This is a genomic window from Vibrio sp. ED002 (assembly GCF_023277445.1).
Lineage (GTDB): Bacteria > Pseudomonadota > Gammaproteobacteria > Enterobacterales > Vibrionaceae > Vibrio > Vibrio jasicida.
The window spans coordinates 1,772,356-1,799,018 of record NZ_CP080238.1 but is presented as its reverse complement, the minus strand read 5'-3'; the positions used below and the strand labels follow the sequence as shown (position 1 = coordinate 1,799,018).

28 protein-coding genes are annotated in these 26,663 nt (G+C 45.2%); 19 read left to right on the top strand and 9 right to left on the bottom strand.

Annotation, left to right across the window (positions count from 1 at the left end; translation table 11 throughout):
* The first annotated feature begins 11 nt into the window (after nt 1-11).
* Nucleotides 12-710 (top strand): phosphate signaling complex protein PhoU, encoded by a 699-nt coding sequence (gene phoU, locus ITG12_RS08325; RefSeq protein ID WP_038869541.1) that lies wholly within the window; start codon nt 12-14, stop codon nt 708-710.
* A gap of 3 nt (nt 711-713) precedes the next feature.
* On the opposite strand, the gene ITG12_RS08320 is transcribed toward phoU, so the two are convergent.
* From ITG12_RS08320 to ITG12_RS08295, 6 genes are all read right to left on the bottom strand, one after another.
* Complete coding sequence (locus ITG12_RS08320; protein ID WP_038869543.1) at nt 714-1,193, bottom strand: hypothetical protein; 480 nt, start codon at nt 1,191-1,193, stop codon at nt 714-716.
* Between the two features lie 53 nt (nt 1,194-1,246).
* Nucleotides 1,247-1,891: a YadA C-terminal domain-containing protein gene (locus tag ITG12_RS08315; protein ID WP_248873937.1), complete on the bottom strand. Its 645-nt coding sequence runs from the start codon at nt 1,889-1,891 to the stop codon at nt 1,247-1,249.
* Nucleotides 1,892-2,028: 137 nt separating this feature from the next.
* Entirely contained in the window at nt 2,029-2,961 is a 933-nt protein-coding gene (locus ITG12_RS08310) for a LysR family transcriptional regulator (protein WP_248873936.1), read from the bottom strand.
* Nucleotides 2,962-2,970: 9 nt separating this feature from the next.
* Nucleotides 2,971-3,747: a polyphosphate kinase 2 gene (gene ppk2, locus ITG12_RS08305; RefSeq protein WP_042606303.1), complete on the bottom strand. Its 777-nt coding sequence runs from the start codon at nt 3,745-3,747 to the stop codon at nt 2,971-2,973.
* Between the two features lie 66 nt (nt 3,748-3,813).
* Nucleotides 3,814-4,557 carry a copper homeostasis protein CutC gene (locus ITG12_RS08300; RefSeq protein ID WP_248873935.1) on the bottom strand — a complete coding sequence of 248 codons (744 nt, stop codon included), beginning with the start codon at nt 4,555-4,557 and terminating at the stop codon, nt 3,814-3,816.
* A 275-nt stretch (nt 4,558-4,832) separates the two neighbouring features.
* Nucleotides 4,833-5,441 (bottom strand): peroxiredoxin C, encoded by a 609-nt coding sequence (locus ITG12_RS08295; RefSeq protein ID WP_005424820.1) that lies wholly within the window; start codon nt 5,439-5,441, stop codon nt 4,833-4,835.
* Between the two features lie 199 nt (nt 5,442-5,640).
* On the opposite strand from ITG12_RS08295, the gene ITG12_RS08290 reads away from it, so the two are divergent.
* The 3 genes from ITG12_RS08290 (at nt 5,641) to aceA (ending at nt 10,262) form a co-directional block, all read left to right on the top strand.
* Complete coding sequence (locus ITG12_RS08290) at nt 5,641-6,546, top strand: hydrogen peroxide-inducible genes activator (RefSeq protein ID WP_005424789.1); 906 nt, start codon at nt 5,641-5,643, stop codon at nt 6,544-6,546.
* Nucleotides 6,547-7,152: 606 nt separating this feature from the next.
* Nucleotides 7,153-8,781 (top strand): malate synthase A, encoded by a 1,629-nt coding sequence (gene aceB, locus ITG12_RS08285; RefSeq protein ID WP_248873934.1) that lies wholly within the window; start codon nt 7,153-7,155, stop codon nt 8,779-8,781.
* 167 nt (nt 8,782-8,948) lie between these two features.
* Nucleotides 8,949-10,262, top strand: a complete 1,314-nt coding sequence (gene aceA, locus ITG12_RS08280; protein WP_038878398.1) for an isocitrate lyase — start codon at nt 8,949-8,951, stop codon at nt 10,260-10,262.
* A 108-nt stretch (nt 10,263-10,370) separates the two neighbouring features.
* Here aceA and ITG12_RS08275 read toward each other — a convergent pair whose 3' ends face one another.
* Nucleotides 10,371-10,817 carry a CBS domain-containing protein gene (locus tag ITG12_RS08275; RefSeq protein WP_095760575.1) on the bottom strand — a complete coding sequence of 149 codons (447 nt, stop codon included), beginning with the start codon at nt 10,815-10,817 and terminating at the stop codon, nt 10,371-10,373.
* A gap of 234 nt (nt 10,818-11,051) precedes the next feature.
* Nucleotides 11,052-11,273 carry a hypothetical protein gene (locus tag ITG12_RS08270; protein WP_042606299.1) on the bottom strand — a complete coding sequence of 74 codons (222 nt, stop codon included), beginning with the start codon at nt 11,271-11,273 and terminating at the stop codon, nt 11,052-11,054.
* A 260-nt stretch (nt 11,274-11,533) separates the two neighbouring features.
* On the opposite strand from ITG12_RS08270, the gene ITG12_RS08265 reads away from it, so the two are divergent.
* The 8 genes from ITG12_RS08265 to ITG12_RS08230 all read left to right on the top strand — a co-directional run bounded on the left by ITG12_RS08265 (nt 11,534) and on the right by ITG12_RS08230 (nt 19,694).
* Nucleotides 11,534-12,700, top strand: coding sequence for a trypsin-like serine protease (locus ITG12_RS08265; protein ID WP_042603092.1), 1,167 nt, complete (start codon nt 11,534-11,536; stop codon nt 12,698-12,700).
* A 233-nt stretch (nt 12,701-12,933) separates the two neighbouring features.
* Entirely contained in the window at nt 12,934-13,986 is a 1,053-nt protein-coding gene (queA, locus tag ITG12_RS08260; protein ID WP_038869562.1) for a tRNA preQ1(34) S-adenosylmethionine ribosyltransferase-isomerase QueA, read from the top strand.
* Nucleotides 13,987-14,191: 205 nt separating this feature from the next.
* Nucleotides 14,192-15,325 carry a tRNA guanosine(34) transglycosylase Tgt gene (gene tgt / locus ITG12_RS08255; RefSeq protein WP_038878404.1) on the top strand — a complete coding sequence of 378 codons (1,134 nt, stop codon included), beginning with the start codon at nt 14,192-14,194 and terminating at the stop codon, nt 15,323-15,325.
* A gap of 165 nt (nt 15,326-15,490) precedes the next feature.
* Nucleotides 15,491-15,820, top strand: a complete 330-nt coding sequence (yajC, locus tag ITG12_RS08250) for a preprotein translocase subunit YajC (protein ID WP_010446143.1) — start codon at nt 15,491-15,493, stop codon at nt 15,818-15,820.
* A gap of 21 nt (nt 15,821-15,841) precedes the next feature.
* On the top strand, nt 15,842-17,698 hold the full coding sequence (secD, locus tag ITG12_RS08245; RefSeq protein ID WP_080774369.1) for a protein translocase subunit SecD: 1,857 nt from the start codon (nt 15,842-15,844) through the stop codon (nt 17,696-17,698).
* A gap of 14 nt (nt 17,699-17,712) precedes the next feature.
* The gene (gene secF, locus ITG12_RS08240) at nt 17,713-18,660 is read left to right on the top strand and encodes a protein translocase subunit SecF (RefSeq protein WP_038869569.1); all 948 of its coding nucleotides are present in this window, start codon (nt 17,713-17,715) and stop codon (nt 18,658-18,660) included.
* A 164-nt stretch (nt 18,661-18,824) separates the two neighbouring features.
* Nucleotides 18,825-19,241 (top strand): hypothetical protein, encoded by a 417-nt coding sequence (locus ITG12_RS08235; protein ID WP_038878405.1) that lies wholly within the window; start codon nt 18,825-18,827, stop codon nt 19,239-19,241.
* A gap of 141 nt (nt 19,242-19,382) precedes the next feature.
* Nucleotides 19,383-19,694 carry a hypothetical protein gene (locus tag ITG12_RS08230; protein ID WP_050568840.1) on the top strand — a complete coding sequence of 104 codons (312 nt, stop codon included), beginning with the start codon at nt 19,383-19,385 and terminating at the stop codon, nt 19,692-19,694.
* Nucleotides 19,695-19,764: 70 nt separating this feature from the next.
* Here ITG12_RS08230 and suhB read toward each other — a convergent pair whose 3' ends face one another.
* Entirely contained in the window at nt 19,765-20,568 is an 804-nt protein-coding gene (suhB, locus tag ITG12_RS08225; protein ID WP_038869570.1) for an inositol-1-monophosphatase, read from the bottom strand.
* 232 nt (nt 20,569-20,800) lie between these two features.
* On the opposite strand from suhB, the gene trmJ reads away from it, so the two are divergent.
* From trmJ to hscA, 7 genes are all read left to right on the top strand, one after another.
* A complete protein-coding gene (trmJ, locus tag ITG12_RS08220) occupies nt 20,801-21,520 on the top strand; it encodes a tRNA (cytosine(32)/uridine(32)-2'-O)-methyltransferase TrmJ (protein WP_038869573.1) in 720 nt (239 codons plus the stop codon).
* 125 nt (nt 21,521-21,645) lie between these two features.
* Nucleotides 21,646-22,152 carry a Fe-S cluster assembly transcriptional regulator IscR gene (gene iscR / locus ITG12_RS08215; RefSeq protein ID WP_038881779.1) on the top strand — a complete coding sequence of 169 codons (507 nt, stop codon included), beginning with the start codon at nt 21,646-21,648 and terminating at the stop codon, nt 22,150-22,152.
* 28 nt (nt 22,153-22,180) lie between these two features.
* Complete coding sequence (locus tag ITG12_RS08210) at nt 22,181-23,395, top strand: IscS subfamily cysteine desulfurase (RefSeq protein WP_038881778.1); 1,215 nt, start codon at nt 22,181-22,183, stop codon at nt 23,393-23,395.
* Nucleotides 23,396-23,432: 37 nt separating this feature from the next.
* Nucleotides 23,433-23,816, top strand: a complete 384-nt coding sequence (gene iscU, locus ITG12_RS08205; protein WP_005424883.1) for a Fe-S cluster assembly scaffold IscU — start codon at nt 23,433-23,435, stop codon at nt 23,814-23,816.
* 74 nt (nt 23,817-23,890) lie between these two features.
* Nucleotides 23,891-24,214 carry an iron-sulfur cluster assembly protein IscA gene (gene iscA, locus ITG12_RS08200; protein WP_038869579.1) on the top strand — a complete coding sequence of 108 codons (324 nt, stop codon included), beginning with the start codon at nt 23,891-23,893 and terminating at the stop codon, nt 24,212-24,214.
* A gap of 55 nt (nt 24,215-24,269) precedes the next feature.
* On the top strand, nt 24,270-24,785 hold the full coding sequence (hscB, locus tag ITG12_RS08195; protein WP_038869581.1) for a co-chaperone HscB: 516 nt from the start codon (nt 24,270-24,272) through the stop codon (nt 24,783-24,785).
* A gap of 21 nt (nt 24,786-24,806) precedes the next feature.
* Entirely contained in the window at nt 24,807-26,660 is a 1,854-nt protein-coding gene (gene hscA / locus ITG12_RS08190; RefSeq protein WP_038869582.1) for a Fe-S protein assembly chaperone HscA, read from the top strand.
* The last annotated feature ends 3 nt before the right edge of the window (nt 26,661-26,663 follow it).

Here is a 26,663-nt window from a genome sequence, read left to right as displayed (position 1 = left end):
AAAGGAAAGCCATGCACTTTGGACGTCACATCTCAGGACAATTTAACGTAGAGCTAGAATCGATTCGTACCCATGTACTTACCATGGGCGGCTTGGTAGAGCAGCAACTCTCGTATGCTATTCAAGCCTTGCATAAGGAAGATATCGAGCTGGCGCGTAAAGTTGTGCGTGATGATCATAAAGTGAACGCGATGGAAGTGTCTATTGATGATGCTTGTACCCGTATCATTGCCAAGCGTCAGCCAACTGCAAAAGACTTACGTTTGATCATGGCGATTATTAAGACCATCACCGATCTTGAACGTATTGGTGATGTTGCGACGCGCATTGCTTATGTCGCAATTGAAAGCCCATCATCGCAAGAACGTCAGTTTCATGTATCGTTAGAGCCACTATGTCGTCAAGCGATCCAGATGCTACACCAAGTGTTAGATGCATTTGCGCGTATGGACGTAGAAGCCGCAGCAGAAGTGCATAAGCTCGATGATAAGTTGGATGCGGAATACGAAGCGGTGATTCGTCAGTTGATGACATACATGATGGAAGACCCGAAAAATATTCCGCATATTCTGCAAGTGATGTGGTCGGCACGTGCCATTGAGCGTGTGGGCGATCGTTGTCAAAACATCTGTGAATACATCATTTATTTCGTGAAAGGCAAAGACGTACGTCACCTTGGTGATCAAAGCATCGATGACGTACTGAAGTAAGTCTTAAAGGCGCAGGCCAAAGCCCAGAGAAAAGTTAATTGCCGTATCAGTAAAGGTGTGGGTTTTATCGTTCATGAAAACGTCTAAATCCGCCCCTGCTCTTACCGACAATAATGGGTTAACTTGATATACGTAAGCGCCACCAATACTCAATCCGTTCGCATCTCTTCGTTCATTGCGATACGTTCCATCGTACTGCGCTAATCCTAAGCTCGCTTGAAATCCCATCTGTGGTTGATGACCAAATAAGTGTTGAAAGCCAATACGGTAGGCGTCAATGGTTTCATCATAATTACCGCTCTTATAAGTAATCTGAGAGTAATCAAAATACAGCGCATCAAAGCCCGCAATATCGGTTGCCCCCAGTTGGATACCAGCCCCTCGAAATGAGCCAATCTTAACTTCTGGAGAAACATAAATACCTGAAGCTTGGACGCTAATAGGAGCGAGAATAAGGGCAGCGAGAAAGAATTTGCGTTTCATAGAGTTACCTAAATAAAAGCCTTCCTTGGCTATGGACTTATTGAGTGCAGTTTTTATCTAAAGCTAATTTGGACACCAACGCCGCCAGCAACGTCAGAGGAGGAGTACTTACCCGATGATTCGTAGTGGAAGGTACCTGATAAACTAACTTGGTCTGTTAGACCGTAAGCACCGCCAACCGCGACCGCTTCTTTGCTACCTGAGAAGCCAACACCTGCACCGATAGCCAGTTCACCACTTGTCGCGTAAGGTCGAGCGTTGGTGACTGCGTGTAGACTTGCTCGGATTCCGTCCATTTGTTCTGCTTGCTGGTTTAAGCGGTAATCATATTCTGCCGCGAGCCCTTCCAAGTGAGTCAATCGTTCATCGGTGGTATCGCGTTCAATAGGTTGCTCTGGAGAACCTGGTTGAGGTCGATTGGGTGGGGTAGAGCCTTCAATTGGGTGAACAGGCTGCTCTTCAATTGGATTAGTTGGAAGTTGTGGTTTTGGTCGCTCAGGTACACCTGGAATACCATTGTCTGGCTCAGGAAGCGTTGGATGCTCTGGTGCAGCCTCAATCGGTGGAGCAATGGGTAGCTCTTCTATTGGATTAGTTGGCACTTGTGGACTTGGGCGATCTGGGATAACAGCTGCAATTGAGCTGAAAGATGCAAGAAGGGTGTAAGCAGCGGTAAGCTTTACAATTTTTTTAGACATGTCTGAACTCTCAATAAGTAAACGAGGGACAGCATCCTTACTGTAAGCAATCGCTTTTTGTTATTTCCCTTAAAGCAGGGCTATCTTATTGAGAAGTATGATTTATGACTAAATGGCTATCATTATCTCGGTGATAATCAAATCTTATCAGCCTGTAACTTTAGGCCTTGTTGAATAAGCTCTGTTAACCATTTTACTAAAGGGTTATTCCGGTTTCGGACGTGCATGTGGCAATGTACAGACTTCATTTGTGGTTGACCATCAATCGTGACGTCAACGGCTCTTAATCCCGGAAATTGCTCAACCGGAAGTAAATTGGAGTGAGGTAAATACATGTCGGTGTGTTTGACGACATCAAGTATTGCAGAGACCATTTCTGAGCGAAATCCAATGCTGTGTTCAACGCCCATTTCGGTTAGAAGTTCAGATGCATAGCTAAATTTGTCGTTCCACCCTGGAGAAATTAAAGAAGCAATTGGGTAACCGCGAAGATCATGTGGTTCAACATGAGGTTTGGTGATTGGGTGATCTTCGCGGACAAAAATACGCCCTTTCAAATCCAGTAGCTTCGGCGTGTAGATCTCTTTGTTGGTTAGAAGTAATTCGTAGTTTACGCCCATCAGGGTTTCACCCTTTAAGATCTCATCCACAGTACTGTTTGACCAACCGACCAGTTCAAGTTGGGCGTTAGGAGCTAATATTCTAATTTGTTCGAAGAGGAAACCGGGCAAGCAAGTCATTGTAATTGGCGCAAGCGCAATACGTATTTTGTTGTCCACTTCGATAGGATCAAACTGATGGGAGCGATTAACTGCGGCAGCTAAACCATCGAGGTGCGGCGTAATATCGTTGGCGAGAGATTCGGCGAAAGGCGTCGGTTCAAGACCTGTTTTTACTTTCACAAACAGTTCGTCATCAAAGTGATGACGCAGTTTTTGTAATGCTTGGCTGATTGCTGGCTGCGAGACCAATAGACGTTGTGACGCTTTACGCATGTTTCGCTCTTGCATCAAAATCATAAAGGTTTTGAGTAAGTTCAGATCAAGGGTATGAAACAAGTCTTTCGCCATGGTGTCTCTCTAGTATTTATCAGGGACAAAGGTTTGATCGTCGATAGGGGCACGAACATAACCTTCTTTACTCAGCTCTGGTAATTCGATAACGGGATGCTCAAGTTCTTCGTACTCGACTTGGCTGAGTAAATGACTGATACAGTTCAGCCGAGCTTTCTTTTTATCATCAGAAGGGACCACCCACCAAGGACAGTTTTTCGTGTCTGTGTAGGCAAACATCTTATCTTTTGCTTCTGAATATTCTGCCCAGCGGTTACGTGATTCCAAATCCATCGGGCTGAACTTCCAACGTTTGATAGGGGTATTGATACGTTCTAAGAAACGCTTTTCTTGCTCTTCATCGGAGACTGAAAACCAGTACTTAATTAAGATGATGCCAGAGCGTTGCAACATGCGCTCGAATTCAGGGCAGGAACGAAGGAATTCCTCATATTGGTCGGGAGTACAAAAGCCCATGACTTTCTCTACACCGGCACGGTTGTACCAACTGCGGTCAAACAACACGATTTCTCCGGCAGCAGGCAGGTGTGCCACATAGCGCTGGAAGTACCATTGTGTTTTTTCTTTTTCTGTTGGGGCGGGAAGGGCTGCGATACGGCAGACTCGAGGGTTGAGTTTTTCAGTGATGCGTTTGATGGTGCCACCTTTGCCAGCGGCGTCGCGTCCTTCAAACAGTACCACGACTTTAAGCCCTTTGTGTTTGACCCACTCTTGGAGCTTAACTAATTCAATTTGCAGATGTTCTAGTGCTTCTTCGTATTCCTTTTTCTTCAGTTTCGTCATGTTTCCTCCCGTCCTTAGTTATCAATATGTTAGCACTCAATAACCAAAGACGGGATTTGAAAGCGCTTAATTGAGAGCTGTTACCATGTTCGCGATAGCTTCAGTGTTAGTGACTGGAATCGAAAAGTCATTCACATCGGCAGCGCCCATTTTGCTTTGCTCTGCAATAAAGGTCATGTGGCTCGGGCGAGTTGCCTTACCAGATAAATGCACTTCAGTAACTTTGGCTTGTTCCACGATCTGGCCAACATTGTCTGCATTGACACCGGCGCCCGCCATGATCGCAATACGTCCCTGCGCTTGCTCAACCAAAGCTCTAAGCACATCGATCCCTTGTGGTGCTGAAGGCGCAAGTCCCGAAGTCAAAATGCGTTCACAGTCTAAGCTGATCACTTCTTCTAACGCGTTTTCAGCATCGCGACACTGGTCAAAGGCACGGTGGAAAGTCACGCCCAATCCGAGAGCTTGGGCAAATTCACACAACGCTGTCGCGTAAGGCATATGAATGTCGCCGTCTTGAGTGAGCACGCCGAGCACGACACCATTCAAGCCTGCTTGTTTAGCGGCTTCAATATCCCAACGCATCATTTCGATTTCTTCCTCACTGTAGAAGAAGTCGCCTTGGCGAGGGCGAATCATCGCGTAAACCGGAATAGTAGAGCGTTTAGCGGCTTGCTGCATAAAGCCATAGCTTGGGGTTAAGCCACCCAAAGCAAGTGAAGAGCAGAGTTCGATGCGGGTTGCACCACCGGCAATCGCGTTGTGGAGAGATTCAATGTTATCAATACAGACTTCAAGTTGAGTGTTCACGAGGTTGTCCTGAATTATTGTAATTACAGCAAATACTAGCAGGACGAAAAGGGATAATCTGTACTGAGACCGAGGGAAATAGAGGTAAATTTTTTGCGTGATGCTTGCCTCTTTTGCTTTTCCAAAGCGCAGATAAAAAGAAAGCCCAGAGCGAACTCTGGGCTTTTTTATGACTTTACTTAGACTGATTGGCGTTTGCGGTTTTCCCGCTATAGCTTTTTGCTTTATATATACATCCAACCAACACGCCCATTGAGCTTGGGCGGCAGTGTCTATTACTTGCTTAGGTCGTCTGCGTGCTCAGATAGGAACGCTGCAACACCTTTTGGAGATGCGTCCATACCTGCTTTACCTTCTTCCCATTGTGCAGGACATACTTCGCCGTGCTTCTGGTGGAAGTTAAGAGCATCAACCATGCGTAGCATTTCGTCGATGTTACGACCTAGAGGTAGATCGTTAACTACTTGGTGACGTACAAGACCGTCTTCGTCGATTAGGAAAGAACCACGGAAAGCAACGCCTGCTTCTGGGTGCTCTACATCGTACGCTTTACAGATTTCGTGCTTAACGTCAGCAACTAGAGGGTATTTAACTTGACCGATACCGCCATCTTCGATAGCAGTGTTACGCCATGCGTTATGAGAGAACTGAGAATCGATAGAAACACCGATTACTTCAACACCTTTAGCTTGGAAATCAGCTAGACGGTTGTCGAATGCGATTAGTTCAGATGGGCAAACGAACGTGAAATCTAGTGGGTAGAAGAATACTACTGCTTTCTTACCTTTAGTGAATTCTGCAAAGTTGAAGTTTTCAACGATTTCACCGTTACCTAGAACAGCTGCTGCAGTAAAGTCAGGGGCTTGACGACCTACTAGTACCATTTTTTTGCTCCTAAAAATTTTGTTTGCTCCAAACCTACATTCAGTTATTTAGGTTTGGTCCGTGTTTGTGCGAGACAAACTATAGTACAGATTGTAGTATTGAAAAAAGCGAAATAAATAGATTGAGTTCATCGAAAAAAGCGATAACACCAAAACTATTATCTCGATCACTGGAACAGCAATAGATACAAATAGAATTATGAATAAATGGCCTAGCTTGAAGCAGTTACACTATTTGGTCACTCTGCACGAAACTCGACATTTTAGTGATGCTGCTGAGCGTTGTTTTGTCAGTCAATCCACCTTAAGTAAAGGCATCCAAAACCTTGAAGAGTTGATTGGTTGTCCACTTTACGAAAAGAAAGATAAAAAAAGCCCATTAGTCTTCACTCAAGCTGGTGAAATGGTGGTGCAGCAAGGTCGAGAATTGCTCGCCAAAGGGCAAGATCTTGTTGAACTGGGTCGCTTATGCCAAGGCGATGATATGGAAGGGCAGCTTAAAGTCGGTTGTATTCCGACCATAGCACCTTTCTTATTGTGCGATCTTGTTCAAGAGGTGAACTACCGCTTCCCGCAATTAAATCTTCTATTAAGAGAAGACACCACGACTAACTTACTGCAAGCGCTTCGCCACGGTGAGTTGGACGTATTGATTCTGGCTCTGCCTGTAGAGATAGAAGGAATGGAAAGTCGTGTAGTCGGTCAAGATCCATTTCGCATGGTGATCAGCGCCAATCAAGCGGATTCTGTTCCTGTACCGATCCGTTATGCAGACTTGCCAGATGAATCCGTCTTCTTATTAGAGAAAGAGCACTGTCTTACAGAGCACGCGGTTTCAGCATGTAAGCTAACGGACAAAGAGAAGATCAACCCATTCACCGCAACCAGTCTTCATACATTGGTGCAAATGGTGGCGAATGGTCTGGGCACCACGTTTATCCCGCAAATGGCGATTGATCATGGTTTGCTACACAACCAGAACTTAGTGGTGATCGACCCTCCAGGTCAGCAAGCATATCGCGATATTGGTTTGGTTTGGCGTCCGAGCTCGTCACGATCAAACACTTTCAATCAATTGGCAGAAGTCGTCTCTGAACTGCTTTAGCGATTAGTATTAGCCTGCTACTCCCGATCTAATATCAAAAAGCGCACTAGAAATAGTGCGCTTTTTAGCATTTTATTCTGTACGTGAACTTTGACTTGTAAAATTTTACAGATGAACTTTCATGAAGCTTTCATAAAATAGTGAAATTTCACAATGTTAATTTTACACAACTGCCTGCGTAACGCGTTTAAGTCGCGTTTAATTTCCTCTTCCTAGCCCTTGTGAATACAAGGATTTTTCTCCTGCCTTACTATTCATACGCTTGTTTGAATTCAAAAATAACCTGTAAATTTAATGTAATTTAATTACGTAATAACTTACAAATTGAACTCAAAAATCAAACACTTGTTTGATACCGAATAAAACTTTGAATTTAACGTTTTGTTTACTTGAGGGGTTTCGCTGAAACCTTTGTTGGGTTAGCTTAATTAAAGGCTTGTAAGACTTATGTCTAGATTGAAAAAGCAATTCAGGTTGCGCAATGTATAGACACGACGAAGCGAAGTGAACACCAAATCGAAGGATGTAATTTGTTGTTCATAACTTACAAATGTAGCTTTAGGCTGACTGCCCAAGATGGATAAAGCACGTTAAGGATGAATGATTATGCTTGCTCAGACAGAACAAAAAACACAACAACTAAAGCAAACCCAAGGCATGCTTGAGGTGAATGGAGTCGTTGCTCCTGAACATCAAGCAATTTTCCCTGTTGAAGCCCAAACCTTTTTATCTCTACTGTGTGAAAAATTTGCCGGACGTGTTGAACAGTTGCTGGAAGCACGAGAAGAGAAGCAAGCACGCATCGACGCTGGTGAGCTGCCAGACTTTCTACCAGAGACACAAGACATTCGTGAAGGAAGCTGGAAGATCCTCGGAATCCCGCAAGATCTGCAAGATCGCCGAGTGGAGATTACAGGACCGACTGATCGCAAGATGGTGATTAACGCACTGAATGCGAATGTAAAAGTGTTCATGGCAGACTTCGAAGATTCGATGTCCCCTGCGTGGAGTAAAGTTCTGGATGGTCAAATCAACCTGCGCGACGCTGTTAATGGCACCATCAGCTACACCAACCCTGGCAATGGCAAACACTATCAGCTGGCAGACGACCCAGCGGTGTTGATCTGCCGTGTTCGCGGACTGCATCTAAAAGAAAAACACGTAACGTGGCACGGTCAGATCATTCCAGGTGCGCTATTCGATTTCGCTCTGTACTTCTACAACAACTATAAAGCGCTACTGAAAAAGGGAAGCGGTCCTTACTTCTACATTCCGAAACTGCAATCGTATCATGAAGCGAAGTGGTGGAGCGAAGTGTTCCATTTCACTGAAGAGTATTTCGGTTTGGATACTGGCACTATCAAAGCGACTGTGCTGATTGAAACCTTACCAGCCGTATTCGAAATGGATGAGATTCTGTTCTCACTAAAAGAGCACATCGTTGGTTTAAACTGTGGTCGCTGGGATTACATCTTTAGCTACATTAAGACACTGAAAAACCACCCAGATCGCGTACTACCAGATCGCCAAGTGGTAACCATGGACAAGCCATTCCTCAACGCTTACTCAAGATTGTTGGTGCGTACTTGTCATAAACGTGGCGCATTTGCGATGGGCGGCATGGCAGCCTTTATTCCGGCTAAAGACCCACAAGAAAACCAAAAAGTACTGGATAAGATCCACAACGATAAATCGCTAGAAGCTAACAACGGTCACGACGGAACTTGGGTTGCTCACCCGGGGTTGGCAGACACCGCAATGGAAGTGTTCAGTGCCACGCTGTGGCAGCGCACCAACCAATTGGATGTGAACCGCTCAGAAGACGCACCAATAACCGCCGCAGAGCTGCTTGAACCGTGCGAAGGTGAACGTTCAGAAGAGGGCATGCGCCATAACATCCGCGTTGCGCTGCAATACATCGAAGCTTGGATCTCTGGCAACGGTTGTGTGCCGATTTACGGACTGATGGAAGACGCAGCAACGGCTGAAATCTCCCGTGCTTCTATCTGGCAATGGATTCAACACGGTAAGTCGCTCGACAACGGATTGAAGGTCACTAAAGAGCTGTTCGAACTCTACCTGAAAGAAGAGATTGAAGTCGTGAAACAAGAAATTGGCGAGCAGCGCTACCAAGCTGGTCGATTTGAAGAAGCGGCAGATTTGATGGCTAAGCTCACCACAAGCGATGAACTGACCAACTTTTTAACCATTCCAGGTTATGACTACTTGGATTAACCCAAAGATTTTAAACACTCAATTTATCTAACTAATACATGTTTATTTAACTAATACGTGTTTGTTTAACGACTACGTGAAAGATTCGAGGCAGATAAGGATGTACTGCCTGAGAACGGAAAACTCAACGCACATGCACAAGTGCACATTATAAGAGGGATAGACCAATGACTAACTTAACTCGCCGCCAACAAATTGAAGCTCTGGAAAAAGATTGGGCAACCAACCCACGCTGGAAAAACGTAAAACGCACCTACACTGCGGAAGAAGTAGTAACACTGCGTGGTTCTATGGTACCTGCGAACACGATTGCACAACGTGGTGCTGACAAACTTTGGTCACTGGTCAACGGTAGCTCAAAGAAAGGCTATGTTAACTGCCTTGGTGCACTAACGGGTGGTCAAGCCGTACAGCAAGCGAAAGCAGGTATCGAAGCGATTTACCTATCTGGCTGGCAGGTAGCGGCAGATAACAATACTGCGTCTACGATGTACCCAGACCAATCTCTGTATCCAGTAGATTCTGTTCCTTCGGTCGTTAAACGCATCAATAATTCGTTCCGTCGTGCAGACCAAATTCAATGGACTGCAGGTAAATCGCCAGAAGATGAAGGCGGCATTGATTACTTCCTACCAATCGTCGCGGATGCAGAAGCAGGCTTTGGTGGTGTACTTAACGCTTACGAGTTAATGAAATCGATGATCGACGCAGGTGCGGCAGGTGTTCACTTTGAAGACCAATTAGCATCAGTGAAAAAATGTGGTCACATGGGCGGTAAAGTATTGGTTCCAACTCAAGAAGCGGTGCAAAAACTGGTAGCAGCTCGCCTAGCCGCGGATGTTGCTGGCACAACAACACTGGTTATTGCGCGTACCGATGCAAACGCAGCCGACTTGCTAACGTCTGATTGCGACCCATATGATAAAGACTTTATTCAAGGAGAGCGCACTCCAGAAGGTTTCTACCGTGTTCGTGCGGGTATCGACCAAGCTATCTCTCGTGGCCTAGCTTACGCACCATATGCGGATCTAATCTGGTGTGAGACGGCAACGCCATGTTTAGAAGAAGCTCGTAAGTTTGCAGAAGCGATTCATGCCGAGTACCCAGACCAACTATTGGCATACAACTGCTCTCCTTCATTCAACTGGGAGAAAAACCTAGATGCAGAAACCATTGCTAAGTTCCAACAAGAGCTGGCGAATATGGGCTACAAGTACCAGTTCATCACGCTAGCAGGTATTCACAACATGTGGTTCAACATGTTCGAACTGGCACACGCTTACGCACAAGGCGAAGGCATGCGTCATTACGTTGAGAAAGTGCAGCGTCCTGAGTTTGAAGCGGCAGAAAAAGGCTATACGTTCGTAGCGCACCAACAAGAGGTTGGCACGGGATACTTTGACAGAATGACCAATACTATCCAAGGCGGGCAATCTTCAGTGACAGCACTGACAGGGTCTACCGAAGAAGACCAATTCTAACAAGCATAGAGTCTATAATTACTACGTTAGTAATGACATCTTGAGCGGCGAATTAGCCGCTCTTTTTTTGCTTTTTATTTGTTGTGAGTGCAATAAGCTCTGCTCAAACTATTCTGTTTCTAGCTCTTCAGGTTCAACTTCTTCCTGAAGCTCTAGTAGGTTGATTGCGATGGAAACAAAGTCTGTGTCGGTGATAATTCCGACTAAGTGACCTTTAGTTACCACAGGCAAACAGCCTACTTTGTGTTTTTGCATATAGATAGCACTTTGCTTTAATCCAGCTCTTGGTTCTGCTGTCATGATGTTGGTGTGCATCATTTCATAAAGCGGGGTGTCGAGGGTAAAAGATTGTTCAGCCTCATCTGGGTGTAAACAGGATTCTTGTGCGGCAAGAATATCGCGTTGAGTCACCAAGCCTTGTAAGTGTTTATTGGCATCAACAACCGGAATATGTCGAATATCAAGCGCTTCCATCATGCTTTTTGCGTCACGTAATGTGTGCTCACGCAGCAAGGTATGAGGGTTGCGAGTCATCATGTCTTCAACCTTGATCATAGAGACCTCCAGCGGCATTGTCCTTCCTTTAAATATAGAGAATATTTTTCCGTATATCTGGGAGCTGCCTCGTTTTTCACTAATAAAATAAAACGATTAGATGGAGATCAATCAGAGGTGAGAATGTACTGGAGTTTTCCATAATTCCAGCTACTCATTTGGGGCGATGTTAGGATGTAAGCGCTATCATAAATAACCAAAGCTAAGGCGTTGAAACCTTAGCTTTGGTTACTCTTAACGTTGCTTAAAATGCACACAGATAAGACCATAAGCTTTCGCGTCCACACATCGGCCGATATAGCTTTTATTAGGAAGGTTGACCGCACATAAACGAGGGACCTGCTTTAAGTCACATGCTTGTTGCATTGCGGTGATCTTCTGGTGGTTAGAGTTTGCGAGTGTACCGGAAGAAAACACGAGTACGGCGGCACTTAACGCCACAGTTAACATCTTCATACTTACCTCAATCAATGTTCAAAGAGCAAATGCTCACCTTCACTATAGTTCAAAGAAATTACTACTGATTGGTTTGTTAATTATTGCTGTTTACCGTTGAAAAACTCAATGCGAGTCAGTTTGCATTTTTCACTGATAAGGTATGTGGTCAGAATGTAATCTAATGAGTTGAATCGCACATTTTTACTTGCTTGATTCTCCAAGATAAGCCTGTGGAAGAAGATATGCTCAGGCTTACCAGATTGAAGATTACAACCTAAATGAAACGAACGAAATGCAACAAGCTCATTGCTTTGGCAGTGGCGGCATTCAGTGTGCAATCCGCTCAAGCGATTGTGTTAGGAGATGAGCAAACCGACCCGGTTGATCGTGTGACTTTACGCGCAAGTAACATGGCAGAGTTTCCGCTGTGTGGCGGTACCATGCTGACGGAACAATGGGTATTAACTGCGGCACACTGTGTGGTGATGGGGCAGGGAACCAACGAAGCGAGCTATTATGTGACCCCTCCGGGTGAACTGTCCGTGAATGCCAATGTGTATGATCTAAATACTGCAGGGCTTGATAACTTCTATCCAGTTTCACATGTGGTAGTGCATCCGGATTACACGCGTATATCTAAAGCGGATATCGACAGTAGCGGCAACGTCAAACCCATCCAAACGGGTTTAGATTCTGATATTGCATTGTTGTATCTCACTCGTCCGGTCGCGAATGCAAGATTTGCGGACTTAGCAAACAAAACTGAGATGGAGAATATTGAAGCGCGTCTGGCTGCAGATTGGAACGACAATTATCTAACCAATCAGCGTGTGGAAAACGTGCAAGTATTTGGTTGGGGAACTACTCAACCTGATGCGTCTGAATCCTCAGATACACTTAAAACCACCATTAGCACCTTTTTACCCATCGACAAATGTTATGAGCGCTTAGAAATTGGCAGCAGCTTTCCGGGCATCATTGATTCACGTGAGAATTTAACCAAAATATGTACTTTGCCAACTCGGAATGAAGTGCTGGACTCAGAGAGTAATACCCAATATGGCAATTCTGCATGTAAAGGTGACAGTGGTGGTCCACTCATCGATGTCGCAACGGGGAAGCAGATCGGTATTGTAAGCGGTGCTCCTCTTATTCTTCCGACATGTGGTTCACTTACTATCCCAAGTTTCTACACCAAAGTGAGCCAATATCATGATTGGGTACAGTCTTACATTACCGCTGACGCCCCCCCAAACAGTTACATCATTGAACCCAACTTTATTAAAGAGGCCAATGATGACAATGGGGGAGAAGAAGAGTGTCACGATGGTATTGCGACCAACAACTGTGATTTTAGAGGCTCTGAAGACGATGGTGGTAGCTTAGGAATTTGGTGGCTGAGTGTTTTAGCCTCATTTACATGGTTGCGCCGACGTAAAGTATAAAATCAGGCCGCAATAGATAGAAAAGATAAGCAGCGAACTCCGCTGCTTTTTTGTTGCTGCTAATCCTGAGACTTTCACGTTTTATTACACTCTTAATGAAAGGTTTTACAGTCAATCTAAGGGGATTTGCTTGCTATTGCAGCATGTAAACATATACTAGTCTGCTGCGAAAAACTCGTCGCAATTTTATCGTCGTTTTCGACGTGATTTGACCAATATATAAGACAAGTAACATGCAAGTATCAGATTTCCATTTCGACCTTCCAGATGAACTTATCGCCCGCTACCCTCAACCAGAGCGTACCGCTAGCCGACTGCTGCAAATGGATGGCAATACTGGCGAACTTATTGATGGCACATTTACTGATGTGTTGGACCAAGTTCAAGCTGGTGATCTAGTGGTTTTCAATAATACTCGCGTTATCCCTGCGCGTATGTTTGGTCGAAAAGAGTCTGGCGGCAAACTAGAAGTGTTGGTAGAGCGTATGTTGGACGAAAAGAGCATTCTGGCTCACGTTCGTTGTTCAAAATCACCAAAGCCAGGTTCGACTATTATTGTTGGCGAGAACGATGAATATTCAGCGCAAATGGTTGCTCGCCATGATGCTCTTTTTGAATTGAAGTTTGAGTCTGATAAGACGGTTTTAGACATTCTGGAAGAAATTGGTCACATGCCACTTCCTCCTTACATCGACCGCCCAGATGAAGACGCAGATAAAGAGCGTTACCAAACGGTTTACAACCAAAAGCCAGGTGCGGTTGCAGCACCAACGGCAGGCCTTCATTTTGATGATGTTCTGCTTGAGAAGATCAAGGCGAAAGGCGCTGAGTTTGCTTACGTAACACTTCATGTTGGTGCCGGTACGTTCCAACCAGTGAAAGTGGACGACATTAACGATCATCACATGCACGCTGAATACGTTGAAGTACCGCAAGATGTTGTTGATGCGATTAATGCAGCTAAAGCACGCGGTGGCCGAATCGTTGCCGTAGGTACTACGTCAGTTCGTTCGCTTGAAAGTGCAGCGCAAGACGCACTGAAGAAAGGCACGGAATTGGTCCCATTCTTTGGTGATACTGAAATCTTTATCTACCCTGGTTACGAGTACCAGCTGGTGGATTGTTTGATCACCAATTTCCACTTGCCTGAGTCAACATTGATTATGTTGGTCAGTGCATTCGCAGGTTACGAGAACACCATGAATGCTTACAAGCACGCTGTGGATAACCAATACCGTTTCTTCTCGTACGGTGATTCAATGTTTATTAAGAAGAAAACGGCATAACGTTTTAACCCCTCCCTAGCCCTTCCCTTTTAAAAGGGGGGAGGTTAGGAGGGGAGAAAGCTAATGATTTACGGGTGCTAGCAGTACGCTAGGAAACAGAGTAGAACTTCTGCTTTGTCTCTCGCAAGGAAGGCGACCGCTCCTTAAAGTGGGGAACACCCCCAAGATACATAGTCAGACTGTTTCTCTGACACTCGGAGGCATCGTGAAATTATCATTCGATCTTAAAAAGAAAAACGGCAATGCGCGTCGTGGTCAATTGACCTTCGAACGTGGCACTGTTCAAACTCCAGCATTCATGCCAGTCGGTACTTACGGTACGGTTAAAGGCATGACTCCGGAAGAAGTAAAAGGCACGGGTGCAGAAATCCTGCTAGGCAACACTTTCCACCTATGGTTACGTCCTGGTCAAGAAGTGATGAAAATGCACGGTGACCTGCACGATTTCATGAACTGGCACGGTCCTATTCTTACTGACTCAGGTGGTTTCCAAGTATTCAGCCTTGGTAAAATGCGTAAGATCACCGAAAAAGGCGTTTACTTCCGCAGCCCTGTAAACGGCGACAAGATTTTCATGGACGCTGAAAAGTCGATGGAAATCCAAAAAGACCTAGGTTCTGACATCGTCATGATCTTCGACGAGTGTACGCCATACCCAGCGACACACAACGAAGCGAAAAAATCGATGGAAATGTCACTACGTTGGGCACAACGCTCACGTGACCACTTCGATAAGCTAGAAAACCCGAACAACCTATTTGGTATTGTTCAAGGTGGTGTTTACGAAGACCTACGTGACGTATCGGTTAAAGGTCTAACTGAAATCGGTTTTGATGGTTACGCAGTTGGTGGTCTTGCAGTAGGCGAACCGAAAGAAGACATGCACCGTATCCTTGAGCACACGTGTCCACAGCTTCCAGAAGATAAGCCTCGTTACCTAATGGGCGTAGGTAAGCCGGAAGATTTGGTTGAAGGTGTTCGTCGCGGTATCGACATGTTTGACTGTGTAATGCCAACGCGTAATGCACGAAACGGTCACCTATTTGTGACTGGTGGTGTGATCAAGATCCGTAATGCGAAACATAAAACGGATACAACTCCGCTAGATCCGCACTGTGACTGTTACACTTGTCAAAACTACAGCAAGTCGTACCTTCACCACCTAGAGCGTTGTAATGAAATTCTAGGCGCGCGTTTGAATACTATCCATAACTTGCGCTACTACCAGCGTTTGATGGAAAGCATTCGCACGGCGATTGATGAAGACCGTTTCGATGAGTTTGTTCAAGAGTTTTACGCTCGTCGTGACCGCGAAGTGCCACCACTAAGCAAAGCATAAAAGAATTAGAGCCTTTGGCATGTCGCCAGAGGCTTTTGCTAATAAAGTAGGCTAACGTACGTTATTTTTGAGAAGGTGATCTCTATTACTCACTCTTAGACTTGAATCTAAATTACGAAAGCCCAACTTGTTGGATTATCAATAAAATATAATGAGGATGTTTTAATGTTTATTTCTCAAGCTCATGCAGCAGCAGAAGGCGCTCCAGCTGGCGGCGGTTTTGAAATGCTAATCATGCTAGGCATGTTCGCGGTGATCTTCTACTTCATGATCTACCGTCCACAATCTAAGCGTGTAAAAGAGCACAAAAACCTGATGTCTTCCATGGGCAAAGGCGATGAAGTGCTAACAAGCGGTGGTCTAGTGGGTAAAATCACGAAAATCGCTGAAGATAATGACTACATTTCAATTGAGCTTAACGCAAACAATGAAGTTGTAATCAAGAAAGACTTCGTAACTGCAGTGCTACCAAAAGGTACGCTGAAGTCTCTATAAAACAGCTAAAGGATCCTCGCTGTGCTAAACCGTTACCCATTATGGAAGTACTTGATGGTATTTTTTGCCATCATCACCGCTGCGTTGTACGCACTTCCAAATATCTACGGTGAAGATCCGGCTATTCAAGTTACAGGGGCACGTGGTGCCTCTGTAGATATGTCAACGCTGGATGCTGTCACCAAAGCTCTTGATAAAGAGCATCTCTCTCATAAATCCATTGCTCTCGAGAATGGATCAATCCTTGTTCGTTTCAATGACACTGACACTCAAATCAGTGCCCGCGATATCATCAGTGAAGCGCTTGGCAAAGATAAAATTGTTGCACTCAACCTTGCTCCAGCTACGCCAGATTGGCTAGAAGCAATTGGTGCGTCACCACTTAAGCTAGGTCTTGACCTACGAGGTGGTGTTCACTTCTTGATGGAAGTGGATATGGACGCGGCGATGGAAAAGCTGGTTGGTCAACAAGAAGAAGCTTTCCGTAGTGAACTTCGTGAAGCTAAGATTCGCTACCGCGCAATCCGTCCTTCTGGTAAAGAAGGCGTGGAAGTATTGCTACGTAATGAAGAGCAACTAGCTGAAGCGAAAGCTACGTTAGAAAAGAATCACCCAGACATGAATTTTGTCGATTCTGATTCTGATGGTCGTTACGCGTTGATTGCCACCTTTACCGAGCAACGTTTACAAGAAATACGTAACTACGCAGTAGAACAAAACATCACGATTCTTCGTAACCGTGTAAATGAACTTGGTGTTGCTGAGCCATTGGTTCAACGTCAAGGTGCTAGCCGCATCGTAGTTGAATTGCCTGGTGTTCAAGACACCGCTCGAGCAAAAGAAATCCTAGGTGCTACGGCAACACTAGAATTCCGCGAAGTCGACGACAAAGCTGACCTTTCTGCTGCGGCAAACGGTCGAGCACCAGCTGGTAGCGAGATTAAGCAAGATCGCGATGGCCGTCCTGTTGTTCTGAAGAAACGCGTAATTCTCGGTGGCCAAAGCATCACAGATGCAAGTTCAAGTGTTGATGAATACGGTCGTCCTCAGGTTAACATCTCGCTAGACAGCGAAGGTGGTAACAAGATGTCTGCGTTCTCTAAAAAGAACATCGGTAAGCTAATGGCAACCGTGTTTGCAGAGTACAAAGATAGTGGTCGTCGTACGCCAGAAGGTCGTGTGATTCTGGATAAACATGAAGAAGTGATCAACCAAGCAACGATTCAGTCTGCGCTTGGCCGTAACTTCCGTATTACCGGTATCGACTCTGCTGCTGAAGCTCACAACCTAGCACTTCTACTTCGTGCTGGTGCTCTAATTGCGCCTATCTCAATCGTTGAAGAACGAACCATCGGTCCATCAATGGGTCAGCAAAACATCGATATGGGTATTCAAGCGTGTATCTGGGGTATGGTAGCCGTAATGCTATTTACGCTGCTTTACTACCGTGGTTTCGGTCTGATTGCCAATATTGCATTGATGGCGAACCTGGTTTTGATCATTGGTGTTATGTCGATGATTCCGGGGGCGACAATGACGCTGCCGGGTATTGCCGGTATCGTATTGACGGTCGGCATGGCAGTCGATGCCAACGTACTGATATTTGAGCGTATCCGTGAAGAACTTCGAGATGGGCGTAGTCCACAACAAGCGATTCACCAAGGTTACGCAAACGCATTCAGTACTATTGCCGATGCGAATATCACAACGCTTATCACTGCAATCATTCTATTTGCAGTAGGTACAGGCGCGGTGAAAGGTTTCGCGGTAACACTATCTATCGGTATCTTAACTTCAATGTTCACCGCTATTGTGGGTACACGTTGTATCGTGAACCTGATTTACGGTGGCAAACGCGTTGATAAATTGTCGATCTAAGGCTGGGAATTAATATGTTTCAAATTCTAAAAGCAGAAAACACGATCGGCTTTATGCGTTGGTCGAAAGTCGCGTTCGTATTCTCTATTGTTATGATCGCAGCTTCTATCTTCACGCTATCAACCAAATGGTTGAACTGGGGCCTAGATTTTACTGGTGGTACGCTTATCGAGGTGGGCTTTGAACAACCTGCAAACCTTGAAGAGATTCGTTCAGCACTAGATTCAAAAGGCTTCGGCGATGCGACAGTACAAAACTTTGGTAGTGCTCGTGATGTAATGGTTCGTCTTCGTCCTCGTGACGATATGTCTGGTGAAACACTAGGTAACCAAATCATTGGTGCTATCAAAGAAGGTACGGGTGAAAGCGTAGAAATGCGTCGTATCGAGTTTGTAGGTCCAAATGTTGGTGATGAGCTAACGGAAGCGGGTGGTCTAGCGATTCTTGTATCGCTGATCTGTATCCTGATCTACGTATCAATGCGATTCGAATGGCGTCTAGCGGCTGGTGCGGTAATGGCACTGGCACACGATATCATTATCACGCTGGGTGTCTTCTCACTGATGCAAATTGAAGTGGACCTAACCATCGTAGCGGCGCTACTTACGGTTGTTGGTTACTCGCTCAACGATACCATCGTTGTATTCGACCGGATTCGTGAAAACTTCCGTAAGATGCGTAAGGGCGAACCTTCGGACATCATGGATGCATCAATCACTCAAACATTGAGCCGTACATTGATTACGTCTGGTACGACATTGTTCGTAGTTATTGCACTGTTCATGCAAGGTGGTGCGATGATTCACGGCTTCGCAACCGCACTTCTACTAGGTATCACTGTAGGTACTTACTCTTCTATCTATGTAGCATCAGCACTAGCGCTAAAACTGGGTATCCAGAAAGAGCACTTGATGCCACCTCAAGTAGAAAAAGAAGGTGCAGAGTTCGACGAGATGCCATAAGGCAGATTGAGAACCGAAAACAAAAACCGCTGAGCAGTCAGCGGTTTTTTTATGCCTGATAGATTTGATAGTTTCATTTTTATTTGAGGTACTTCCAGCTTGAATTGTAGTTTTTTGATTGAGTTGAACATCGGAAGTATGTTCAACAATTTCGGGAGGAAATAATGTCAAGGCAAGCTGAAATAAAAGTACAGTTACTGAAGTTTGTAGAGATTTCTTACAAACACAATAAAGGTGTTACCAGCAAGCTAGTTACTGGAGGGAAAAGATTCAAGTTAGCAGTTGATGAGTCAGGTAAGGTAACTTTATCTGGTGAGCTTGGGTTTACTAAGTTTGAAGTTTCAAAAGAAATGGTTGAAGAGCTGGGCATAAAATTAAAAGCAGTTTCTGTTACTTTTAAAACTACTCGTGATGGTGTTTTGACATACAGTGGAAGTGTTTCTTTTTTTGGTGTTGTTTCCTTTGGTGTTGCTGGGCAGGTAAATGTCCGAGAGCTTTTAGAGCAGTGCGAGTGGGGGCTTTGTAAGTACAGATTTAAGCCGAGTAAAATTGATCAAGCGCTCCGTGAAGCTGGGGTTTAGTTGGTTATGATAAATAGAATTCTACCTATTCCGGTTTTACTCAGTGTTTCAGCGCCGTGCATAGCAAGTCCACTCCACGATACTTACCTTGATATACGCAATAATTTATACAAGATGCAGTATATCGAGGTGGTAGAAGCTATGGCAGGGCCAAACCTATCGATTGAAGAGCTAAATAGTATTAAATCTCACCCAATAAAATTTGGTCATCAATTTCCATTTTTGTCATCCATCCCATCAAGTTTGGTTACGGAGCTGTCTTACTTTGAAGCATATAGTGAGGATGGAGGAGTTGGGTGTCTTTCCGTAAACGGCTTTGGCGATGTATACCAGCCAGTCACGGTTTCGTTGCAGTTTCTCATGAAGGAACAAGTATGGAAGGTTCAGCACGTAAAAATAGACCACTTACCTGACTACGACCGTTTCTATAAACAGGCAGATTGTTCCATATAAAAAGCCCCGCTCAATGAGCGGGGCTATTCAAAAGTCATCAGCGTGACGGGCTTAGTATGACTTCAGAATCTTACTTAAGGATCGCGCTGTTGCCGTTTTCACGGATGTGTTTAAGCATTGATTTAACGCCACGAGCGCTAGAAGCAACGATGTTGCCTGACTTCATGTACTCAGTGCCGCCAGCAAAGTCAGTTAGGATTGCACCAGCTTCACGAGCGATAAGCTCACCAGCTGCCATATCCCAAGGTTTTAGACCTAGTTCGAAGTAACCATCAACACGGCCTGCAGCCACGTAACATAGGTCAAGAGCAGCAGAGCCGCTACGACGGAAGTCAGCACATTCAGTGAATAGAGAACCTACGATTTTGATGTAAGACTCAGCGTGTTGCTTCTGTTTGAATGGGAAACCAGTTGCTAGAACAGTACCTTGAAGGTCTTTCAGTTGAGCTACACGAATACGAGCGTTGTTTAGTTGAGCGCCAGCACCACGTTGTGCAGTGAATAGCTCGTTTTGCATTGGATCGTATACACAAGCCACTTCAGTTTTACCTTTGAAGCGAACTGCGATAGATACTGCGAACGTTGGGTAACCTTTTACAAAGTTATTGGTGCCATCCAGTGGGTCGATGATCCATTGTACGTCTTTATCTTTACCTTCGATAAGACCAGCTTCTTCAGCAACGATACAGTGCTCTGGGTAAGAGTGCTTGATAGTATCAATGATGATAGCTTCTGCTTCTTTGTCTACGTTAGTAACAAAGTCATTAGTGCCTTTTAGCGTAGACTCAACTTTATCTGTGTTTTCTAATGATTTAGCAATATGATTGCCTGCTTTTCGCGCAGCGCGAATAGCAATGTTTAGCATTGGATGCATACGAATTTCCCAACGGATGTTAAAGAACAATTTAAAGCGGCGGCGAGTATACCAGAGTGCAGAGAAAAGGGAAGTGGTTATTTTTTGGTCGCATGTAAAAGCCGCACTAATTAGCCCTACCTTAAAGCTGAAAAACAATTGATGAGAATGCGAATAGAAACCTGCTTCACCCTAGGGTGTGTTAAAAAATTATGGTAATATCCTTCGGTTTTAATTTAGGTAGTAATCACAGATGTTGGATCAAGTAAAAGTCGTACTCGTCGGAACTTCTCATTCAGGCAACATTGGCTCGGCAGCTCGAGCAATGAAAGTCATGGGTTTAAGCCAGCTTGTATTGGTTGATCCGCAATGTGAGGTCGACGACCAAACCCTAGCACTAGCGGCAGGGGCAGGTGATATTGCACAAAATGCCAAGGTAGTAAAAACACTAGAAGATGCCATTGAAGATTGTGGCCTAGTGGTTGGTTCTAGTGCACGTTCACGCACTTTAGAATGGCCAATGCTTGAACCACGTGAATGTGGTGAAAAGTTTGCCGTCGAAGGCCAAAAGCACCCTGTTGCATTGGTATTTGGCCGAGAAAGAACAGGCCTCACTAATGAAGAATTGCAGAAGTGTCACTACCATGTTTGCATTCCAGCTAACCCTGAATACAGCTCGCTCAACCTAGCAATGGCTGTACAGACGCTGAGCTATGAAGTGCGTGTTGCACACCTCAACCTAGAACAAAGCCAGTACACGCCAAGTGAGCCTGAAGAGTACCCTCGCCATAAAGAATTAGAAATGTTCTTCGAACACCTTGAAAAAGTAATGGTGGAGACCCAATTTATTAGCAAAGATCAGCCTGGTCAGGTGATGAACAAGCTTCGTCGTTTGTATTCACGAGCTCGACCAGAGGCTCAAGAGCTTAATATCTTGCGTGGTGTTTTGACGGCGATTGAAAAGAAGCTCTGAACAAAGAATAACCACTTTAGGTGTAAGGATGAATACCTGACTATTTTAGTCAAATAAATACTTGACCATTTTAGTCGGGTATGGAAAAATCCTAATCATTACAAACGATGTGGATACGGTGTGGTATGAAACTTACATCTAAAGGAAGATATGCGGTGACGGCCATGCTGGATGTGGCACTGCACTCGCAACAAAACCCAGTACCTCTAGCTGATATCTCAGAGCGTCAGGGTATCTCGCTCTCATACTTAGAGCAGCTTTTTTCAAAATTGCGCAAAGCCGGTCTTGTTGCCAGCGTTCGTGGTCCTGGCGGTGGTTACCGACTGGGTACTGACGCTCACAGCATTGCTATTGGCACTGTTATCGCAGCGGTTGATGAGTCAGTTGACGCAACCAAATGCCAAGGCAAAGGCGACTGCCAAGGTGGCACTCGTTGCTTAACCCACACTTTGTGGCGTGACCTAAGCTCTCGCATTAGTGACTTCTTAAATAACATTACGCTCGGTGAGTTAATGACAGATAATGAAGTCTTAGAAATTTCTGATCGTCAGGACATTGATCTTGTGGTCACTCATGGGTTATCAAACAAAAATACAACCACCGCGCCCATCGGTGTAAACGTCCGCTCTTAGCGGTCAGCATTTTACATTGGAGTAGAGAATGAAACTGCCGATTTATCTTGATTATTCCGCTACATGTCCAGTCGATCCTCGTGTTGCTGAAAAAATGGTTCAGTACATGACAATGGATGGCACATTTGGCAACCCAGCTTCGCGTTCGCACCGTTACGGCTGGCAGGCAGAAGAAGCTGTAGATACTGCTCGTGAGCAAATTGCTGACCTTCTAAATGCAGATCCACGCGAAATCGTATTTACATCAGGTGCGACCGAGTCAGACAACCTTGCAATCAAAGGTGCTGCTCACTTTTACTCTAAGAAGGGTAAACACGTAATCACTTGTAAAACAGAGCACAAAGCCGTTCTTGACCCATGTCGTCAATTAGAGCGCGAAGGCTTTGAAGTGACTTACCTAGAGCCAGAAGCAAACGGCCTAGTTGATTTAGGCAAGCTGCAAGCAGCAATGCGTGAAGATACTGTTTTGGTTTCAATCATGCACGTTAACAACGAGATTGGTGTTATCCAAGACATCACCGCAATCGGCGAATTATGTCGTGAACGTAAGATTGTGTTCCATGTGGATGCTGCACAGTCGGCAGGCAAGTTGTCAATCGACGTTCAAGAAATGAAAGTTGACCTTGTTTCACTGTCTGCGCACAAAGCTTACGGTCCTAAAGGTATCGGCGCACTTTACGTACGTCGCAAACCTCGAATCCGTCTTGAGGCGCAAATGCACGGTGGCGGTCATGAGCGTGGTTTCCGCTCGGGTACACTTCCAACTCACCAGATCGTAGGTATGGGTGAAGCATTCCGCGTAGCAAAAGAAGACATGCAAAAAGATTACGATCACGCATTAGCACTTCGTAACCGTCTTCTAGATGGCGTTAAAGATCTAGAAGCAGTAACGGTGAATGGTGATCTAGAACAGCGTGTTCCACACAACCTAAACGTGAGCTTTGCATTCGTAGAAGGCGAATCTCTACTGATGTCACTAAAAGACCTAGCAGTCTCTTCTGGTAGTGCTTGTACATCAGCGAGCCTAGAGCCATCTTATGTTCTTCGTGCTCTTGGTCTAGACGACGAATTGGCGCATAGCTCAGTACGTTTCTCATTTGGTCGTTTCACGACTGAAGCAGAAATTGATTACGCAATTGAACAAATCCGCGTTGCAGTGACTAAGCTACGCGACATGTCTCCTCTATGGGATATGTACAAGGAAGGGGTTGATCTGAGCACTGTTGAATGGGCTCATCATTAATCTCACGGACTGAATAGAGGATTCGAGGTAATTTATCATGGCATACAGCGAAAAAGTAATTGATCACTATGAGAACCCACGTAACGTTGGTTCTTTCGATAAAGAAGACCCATCAGTAGGCAGCGGCATGGTTGGCGCACCAGCTTGTGGTGACGTAATGAAACTTCAAATCAAAGTGACGCCAGAAGGCATCATTGAAGACGCGAAATTCAAAACATACGGTTGTGGTAGTGCAATCGCTTCAAGCTCACTCGTAACTGAGTGGGTAAAAGGCAAGTCTATCGACGAAGCGGCATCTATCAAAAACTCTGAGATTGCAGAAGAGCTAGAGCTTCCACCAGTGAAAGTTCACTGCTCAATCCTAGCGGAAGATGCAATCAAAGCAGCAGTTGCTGACTATAAGAAAAAACACCAGGAATAAGTATTCCGTATATAATGGGAGCCCTTAAAACGCTCCCATTCCAAAACGTAATTTAGATAAACTTAAGGTGCAGTATGGCCATCACAATGACAGAAACAGCGGCAAGTCGCGTAAAAGCATTCCTAGACAACCGAGGCAAAGGTGTCGGTTTGCGTCTTGGAGTGAAGACGACAGGCTGTTCCGGCATGGCTTACGTACTTGAGTTCGTCGATGATCTTAACGAAGAAGATGAAGTATTTGACCTTTCAGGTGTGAAAATCATCATCGATCAGAAGAGCTTGGTGTACTTAGACGGTACCGAGTTAGATTACGTGAAGGAAGGGTTGAATGAAGGCTTTGAATTCAACAACCCGAATGCAAAAAGTGAATGTGGTTGTGGTGAAAGCTTCAACGTCTAATTGTTCGTCCTTCTGGGCGACCGAGTCCAGAAGGCTTTACTAGGACCCGATCTTAATGAATCACTTTGAATTATTTGGGCTACCAAGTCAGTTTAAGCTGGATGGTAGCCTTCTTTCTTCTCAGTTCCGAGAACTACAAAAACGCTTCCACCCAGATAACTTTGCTACTGCTTCTGAGCGTGATCGCTTGATGGCGGTACAAAAAGCAGCGCAAATTAACGATGCTTATCAAATTCTAAAGCAGCCTATTTCACGTGCGGAATATCTCTTGGCTGAAAAGGGCATCGAAATCCGTGGCGAACAACAAACTATGCAAGACCCAATGTTCTTGATGGAACAAATGGAATTGCGTGAAGAATTGGAAGAAATTGCTGACAGCTCTGATCCGGAATCAGCGCTTTTTGACTTCGACTCTAAGGTCAGCAAAATGTACAAACAGCATTTGGCGAGTGTAGAGAAAGAACTTGATAATAGTCTTTGGCCAGAAGCCGCAGACCGAGTTCGAAAACTCAAATTTATTGCCAAACTAAAGAACGAAATTGAACTGGTTGAAGACAAACTCCTCGGCTAGTTAGCGTGACAAGGACCCATCATGGCACTACTTCAAATCGCAGAACCGGGCCAAAGCTCGGCACCTCATGAGCATAAGTTAGCAGCGGGTATCGACTTAGGTACCACTAACTCTTTGGTTGCCTCAGTTCGAAGCGGCGACGCAAAAACTCTGACAGATGACCAAGGCCGTAGCATTTTGCCTTCAGTGGTAAACTACACGCAAGATTCAGCGTCAGTCGGTTACGATGCCAAAGCAAAAGCAGAGTTAGAGCCAGCAAACACCATCATCTCGGTAAAACGTCTGATCGGCCGTTCATTAAAAGACATTCAAGCTCGCTACCCATCTTTGCCTTACCAATTTAAAGAAAGCGACAACGGTCTGCCAATTCTGCAAACCGCTCAAGGTGACAAAAACCCGATTGAAGTGTCTGCCGACATTCTAAAAGCGCTTGGCAAGCGTGCAGAAGAAACGCTAGGTGGTGAATTAGCTGGCGTGGTAATTACTGTTCCTGCTTACTTTGATGACGCTCAACGTGCAGGTACAAAAGACGCGGCGAAATTGGCTGGTCTTCATGTACTACGTCTGCTTAACGAGCCAACAGCGGCTGCGATTGCTTACGGTTTAGATTCTGGCCAAGAAGGCGTTATTGCGGTTTACGACTTGGGTGGTGGTACGTTTGATATCTCTATCTTACGCTTGTCGAAAGGCGTATTTGAAGTATTAGCAACAGGTGGTGACTCGGCGCTAGGTGGTGATGACTTTGACCATCTTTTAGCAGACTACCTGATGGAGCAAGCTGGCTTAAAAGCGCCGCTTTCTGCTGAGAAAAACCGTGCGTTGCTGAACATTGCAACCGAGACGAAAATTGCGTTTTCTGAGCAAGACCGCGTTGATGTTGATGTATTTGGCTGGAAAGGCTCAGTGACTCGTGAGCAGTTCGAAGATTTGATTCGTCCTCTGGTTAAGAAAACGCTGATGTCTTGTCGTCGAGCATTGAAAGATGCAGATGTCGATGCAGAAGATGTACTCGAAGCCGTAATGGTGGGTGGCTCAACACGAACGTTACTTGTTCGCGAAATGGTCGGTGACTTCTTTGGTCGCAAACCGCTTACTACGATCAATCCAGACGAAGTCGTCGCAATCGGTGCCGGTATCCAAGCGGATATTTTGGCAGGTAACAAACCTGATTCTGAAATGCTTCTGCTTGACGTCATCCCATTGTCTCTTGGTATTGAAACCATGGGTGGCCTGGTTGAGAAAATTATTCCTCGTAACACCACAATCCCAGTTGCACGAGCGCAAGAATTTACCACATTTAAAGATGGTCAAACGGCTATGACAGTGCACACCGTTCAAGGTGAACGTGAAATGGTGGACGATTGCCGCTCACTCGCTCGTTTTTCATTGAAAGGCATTCCTCCAATGGCAGCAGGCGCAGCACACATTCGCGTGACTTATCAAGTGGATGCTGACGGTCTATTGTCCGTGACCGCGATGGAGAAAAGCACAGGCGTACAATCTGAGATTCAGGTGAAGCCTTCGTACGGTCTGAGTGATAATGAAGTCGCGAACATGCTACGTGATTCAATGGCGTTTGCGAAAGAAGACATGCAAGCTCGAGCTCTAGCGGAGCAACGTGTTGAAGCTGACCGAGTGATTGAGGGCTTGATTGCGGCAATGCAAGCTGATGGCGATGAGTTGCTGTCAGAGCAAGAAAAACAAGCATTAGTTAAAGTTATTGAAGCATTGATCGAGTTGCGCAATGGCGACGATGTCGCAGCAATCGAACAAGGTATTAAAGACACCGACAAAGCAAGCCAAGACTTTGCGTCGCGACGTATGGATAAATCAATTCGAGCTGCACTGTCTGGTCAGTCAGTTAATGATATATAAGAG